Source organism: Bacillus sp. SIMBA_008 (assembly GCF_046535495.1).
GTDB classification, from domain to species: domain Bacteria; phylum Bacillota; class Bacilli; order Bacillales; family Bacillaceae; genus Bacillus; species Bacillus subtilis.
In genome coordinates this window covers 1-282 of the sequence record NZ_JAWRWL010000296.1, presented here as the reverse complement: position 1 = coordinate 282, position 282 = coordinate 1, and the positions used below count along the sequence as shown (strand labels likewise).

The window sequence follows — 282 nt, the reverse complement described above, 5'->3', positions numbered from 1 at the left end:
ATAAGCTAAGTGCTAGAAGAATTGAAATTCGTACTGATGCAACAAATGCAAATGCATGTAACCTAGCAGAACGTTTAGAATTTATTCTAGAAGGTACAATGGAAAATGATTTCATAGCACCAGATGGTAGCTTACGTGATGCACGCGTATACGCAAAAATCAATTAAAAAACACTCGCCTTTGGCGAGTGTTTATTTTTGTAGTTGTAAATATTGTACTGCAAACATCGTCTTCGCATCATGAATACGAAGATCTTTCATAAGAATAATCGCTTCTTCTAAC

General features: G+C 35.1%; 1 protein-coding gene and 1 pseudogene. One reads left to right on the top strand and one right to left on the bottom strand.

What is annotated here, in order from left to right:
- The coding region (locus SB658_RS23280; RefSeq protein WP_410602642.1) for a GNAT family N-acetyltransferase at positions 1–167 on the top strand (167 nt) is incomplete at its 5' end.
- 24 nt (positions 168–191) lie between these two features.
- Here the strand turns inward: SB658_RS23280 and SB658_RS23275 are convergent.
- A pseudogene (locus SB658_RS23275) lies at positions 192–282 on the bottom strand (ADP-ribose pyrophosphatase); the annotation flags it as partial.